The 4,050-nt window shown below is 60.1% G+C and carries 5 protein-coding genes and 1 tRNA gene; all 6 read right to left on the bottom strand.

Annotated elements, in window-relative coordinates:
* Positions 1-412: 412 nt before the first annotated feature.
* A tRNA-Glu gene (locus tag RMO25_RS10245) sits at positions 413-488 on the bottom strand.
* 47 nt (positions 489-535) lie between these two features.
* Complete coding sequence (locus tag RMO25_RS10240) at positions 536-1,048, bottom strand: DUF305 domain-containing protein (protein WP_309662503.1); 513 nt, start codon at positions 1,046-1,048, stop codon at positions 536-538.
* Positions 1,049-1,092: 44 nt separating this feature from the next.
* Positions 1,093-1,809 carry a cytochrome c gene (locus RMO25_RS10235; RefSeq protein ID WP_309662502.1) on the bottom strand — a complete coding sequence of 239 codons (717 nt, stop codon included), beginning with the start codon at positions 1,807-1,809 and terminating at the stop codon, positions 1,093-1,095.
* Positions 1,806-2,303, bottom strand: a complete 498-nt coding sequence (locus RMO25_RS10230) for a nuclear transport factor 2 family protein (protein ID WP_309662501.1) — start codon at positions 2,301-2,303, stop codon at positions 1,806-1,808. The genes RMO25_RS10235 and RMO25_RS10230 overlap by 4 nt, the downstream gene beginning before the upstream one ends.
* Before the next feature lie 25 nt (positions 2,304-2,328).
* On the bottom strand, positions 2,329-3,480 hold the full coding sequence (locus RMO25_RS10225) for a copper resistance protein B (RefSeq protein ID WP_309662500.1): 1,152 nt from the start codon (positions 3,478-3,480) through the stop codon (positions 2,329-2,331).
* A partial coding sequence (locus tag RMO25_RS10220; RefSeq protein ID WP_309662499.1) for a multicopper oxidase domain-containing protein occupies positions 3,477-4,050 on the bottom strand: 574 nt, incomplete at its 5' end. The genes RMO25_RS10225 and RMO25_RS10220, both read right to left, overlap by 4 nt.

Genomic DNA, 4,050 nt, shown 5'->3' with positions numbered 1-4,050 from the left:
ACAAGCAATCCTTCCCAAGTGACGAATGCTATCTAGAGTTTATTCACCCATTCCTTAGGGATAAGGCAGTATTAACGTCGCTATTGTATCCTCGTTTGCTGACTCGTTGAGAAGGCGCGATTTACCATCCGCGGTTACCTCGAGGTTAACACTTATATAATAGGGGCACTTTTGCATTCTTCGGATGCCCGTCCAAAGTGTTGGTGATCCACGAAAAAACTGCTCGGATGCGTCCCGGAATGGGACTGGACGCGGGTTCGAAGCCGCCTCAACGCGATTGGGATTGATCGCGACTCGGGCGCGGTGTGTCGGATGGCGGACCTTTGATCTGCCGAGTCGCAATCGGCGGCAATCCAACGATTTTATCAAACCGTCCCTGGCCGGATTCAGCGCAAACGACTGCTGCGGAAACTGGTGACCCCTACGGGACTCGAACCCGTGTTTTCGCCGTGAGAGGGCGACGTCCTGGACCGCTAGACGAAGGGGCCGCTGGCTTGCGAGCGGGCCATATGTGGGCTCGGCAGAAGCTAGTCAATCAGTGGCTTTTACGGATCAGGATTGCTTTCATCTGATCAATCTCCTGCTTCTGGGAGAAGATGATGTTGCCGCACAGCGACTGGATTTCGGCGTCCCTGATCGATGCGTGCTCGCACATCAGGATGGCGCCAGAGTGATGCGGGATCATCGATCGCAGAAACTGGTTGTCGCCGATCAGTGCCTGCGTCCGCATTCCGAACAGCGACAGCGCAAACAGGGCGGCGAAAACAAGGCTGAGGACGATGCTCGTGCGCCGGTCGGGGAACATCGATGGCATCATCCACAACATGAACAGCGCCATCGACGTCAGCATCATCAGCGTCATGTAAAGGTTGTTGAGATTGTTATAGAGTTCGGCCGAGCTGTCGATCATCGTATACATGACGAAATACATCACGACGCCGCTGGCGAGGAGGTTGGCGGCGAACAACAGATAGGGCGATTTGCCCATGCCCATGTTCATCGGCATGGGGCTTTTCATCTCGGCGTGATTGGCGTGGTCGTTTTCCATGTCATTCCCCGTTGGTTAAGCGGTGCTGAAGCGGATTGCCCCGGCTAATCGGCGTGCGGCTTGGTTCCCGTGGCATGGCCGTGACCGGTTGGTTTCGGCTTTGTGACCTCACCCTTCGCCATCCCCGACATGCCCGACATTCCCGGCATCTCCTTCATCATTTCGTCATGCTCAGCCGGTGCACTGGCCAGCGCCGCCTGATATTGTTCAGGCGACATTTTCGGCAGCGCCCGAGCGAACGCGACCATGTCCCAGATGAGTTCGTCACTGTGGGTCTTACCCCAAGCCGGCATCGCGCTCAGTTTGACCCCGTGCTTGACGATCCAGAACATCTCGGCCGGCGAACGGCCCACCGCCCGGGCAAGCTCCGGCGCCGGGGGGTAAAGGCCCTGGCTCATTTCGGTTTTCTCGACGCCCGGGCCAAGATGGCAGCCGGTACACATTTCCGTATAAAGACCTGCTCCAGTGGCGATACGCTTGGGATCATTGAAATCAGCCGGGACCACAATGTTTCGTGCGTGATGCGCGATGGCGCGCTCCCGAAACTTGCTTAGGGTGCTGTAGACCAGCTTGGAGTGCGGCTCGTCTGCGCCGATATTGTAGACTCCGGCATAGAGGAACGCCCCTGCGAAGGCCGCGAGAACAATCAGCAACAACAAGACAAATGCCGTGCTTGGCAGATGGCGGTGGAGATCGAGGAACTGGCCCTTGGGCGTGGTGTCATCCCCGTCTGGGGTTTCGATGTCGCGGGGTTCGGTCATGACGCTTTGGGCCTCCTTGCCGAGTTATGCATCGACAAGATCATCCAATGGCCACCGATCTTTCTAAGCACGCTCGTGGCGACGCCGAGGCGATCCGCGACCTCGCCTTTCTTGGTCTCGATCCGATAGGTGTAGCTTTCGGTCGCAAGCGCCACAGGGCCGATGAAACGCACTTCAATCTTGTAGTTCGAGTAGTGGAAGCTTTTGAACTCGCTCAATTCGGGGCCGAGGTGGTGGGCAAGATAATTGGCGTAATTGCCTTCCACGCCGCCGGTTTCGAGGATCGCAGAGTCGGTGGCGAACAGGCGTTCGGTGCCGCGCGCGTCGAGCTTCTCGATGGCCGCCTTATATTGCGACAGCACCGATTGAACCGCGGCCTTGTCGGACAATGGTGCAGTTTTCGGCTGGGCCGCCGGGGCATGTTGCTCGCCCGGATGAGCGGCCAGAGGCTGAGCCGCCATGGCCAGCGCCGTCATCGTCAAAAGAAACCTCATTCTCCATCTCCCCTCGTTTTTATTATCAGAACCACGCGCGAACGCCCGTCAGCAGGCTCCACCCACCTGGGTCTTCTCCCGCCTCGCGCAGATATTTTCGTGTGTCGCCGAACGCGCGGCTATATTGGACGCCGACATATGGCGCGAATTCGCGTCGTATTTCATATCGCAGGCGCAGGCCGATCTCGGCGTCGCTGAGGCCGGATCCGACCCCGATTTCACGCGTGCTCTGGGCAGCGAAATTGAGCTCGGCTCGTGGTTGGAGAATCAGCCGCTGAGTGATCCGCTGGTCATACCATCCCTCGGCGCGCGCCATCAGCTCGCCCTTATTCGACAGGAACAGCGCGCCCTCGACGTCGAAGAAGCCGGGTGCGAGCCCTTCGAAGCCGACCGTCGCATAGACCCGGGACGGGTTGGGCTTGAAGTCATAGCGAACGCCGGCCTGGACATTAAAATAGGGATCGATGGCATGGCTGTAGAGCGCCTGAACTTCAGCCCGCTCCACCGACCCGCCGAACACTCCGTCGCCCTGGCTCTTGATCCAAAGGCGATTGATGTCGCCACCATACCAGCCTTCGCTATCCCATTCGAAGCCGTCGCGGCCTTTGCGGAACTGCGCCTCGGCAAGATTGAACATGACCTGCGTCAGCTTCTGCCCGCCGTGGCCCTCCTTCAAGTGATGGCGCCCCATCGCCATGTCGGAGGCGCCATACACCGTATCCGCCGCATGATCGGTCGGGACTGAAGGCGGTGGCGCATTGCCGGCCGAAAGGTCGGTCCCCGACGGCGGCACAGTGGCCATGCCAGGCATGTCCATTCCGGGCATCGAACTCATATCGTGGCCCGCCATCGGGTCGGCCGGTTTGGCGGTCGGCATGTCCATTCCGGGCATTGAGCCCATGTCATGGCCGGCCATCGGGTCGGCCTTGGCTGCAGTCCGTGGCTTTGTGGGTGCCTTTTTAGCCGGACCCTTCTTCGCTGCCGCCTTTTTGGCTGGAGACTTCGCTACGGCTTTTTTCGCTGCCGGCTTCTTCGCCATCGGTTTTTTCTTGGCCGGCATCGGCATCTTCATTCCGGGCATGCTCATGCCAGGCATGTTCATTTGGGCGGTGGCCGGTGCGCTGACGGCGAGCGCCGCGGCCGTGGCCAGGATCAGGCGGATGTCGGGGCGCGTCATGCGGCTTCTCCGCTCATCGGGCGGATGGTGACGACCCGCATCATGCCTGCGGCCATGTGGTAGAGATTGTGGCAGTGAAACGCCCAGTCGCCCGCGGCGTCGGCGGTGAGGTCGAAGGTCATTTTGCCGCCTGGTGGAACGTTCACGGTATGCTTGCGCGGTCCATTGGCGCCATGCCCGGTCACCAGCTCGAAGAAATGGCCGTGGAGATGAATTGGGTGCGGCATCATCGTGTCGTTGACCAACGTAACCCGCACTCGCTCATTGAGCCGGAACGGGATGGGCTCGGCAGGCTCGCTCATCTTCACGCCGTCGAACGACCACATGTAGCGCTCCATGTTGCCCGTGAGGTGGATTTCGAGCGAGCGTGAGGGTGCGCGAACGTCGGGGTTGCGCTCAAGCGCTACGAGGTCGCGATAAACCAAGACCTTGTGGTCCAGCCCTTCCAGGCCTTGCGGCGGCTCGGCGGTGCGGTCGGTCGCCATCGGCGCGATTGTCTGCACGCCTGGGCCCATTTTCACCTGTGGCGCATTGCGCGGGTCGCGCATGTCCATGCTCATCGCGTGGCCG

Origin of the sequence: Sphingomonas sp. (assembly GCF_031361285.1) — a bacterium.
GTDB lineage: Bacteria > Pseudomonadota > Alphaproteobacteria > Sphingomonadales > Sphingomonadaceae > Sphingomicrobium.
Note: the sequence above shows the minus strand (reverse complement) of the source record. Positions and strands in the feature narration are given on the sequence as shown.

Coding starts and splice junctions, on each gene's coding strand:
- RMO25_RS10225 (WP_309662500.1), bottom strand. CDS start 3,480: ATGACGCGCCCCGACATCCGCCTGATCCTGGCCACGGCCGCGGCGCTC.
- RMO25_RS10230 (WP_309662501.1), bottom strand. CDS start 2,303: ATGAGGTTTCTTTTGACGATGACGGCGCTGGCCATGGCGGCTCAGCCT.
- RMO25_RS10235 (WP_309662502.1), bottom strand. CDS start 1,809: ATGACCGAACCCCGCGACATCGAAACCCCAGACGGGGATGACACCACG.
- RMO25_RS10240 (WP_309662503.1), bottom strand. CDS start 1,048: ATGGAAAACGACCACGCCAATCACGCCGAGATGAAAAGCCCCATGCCG.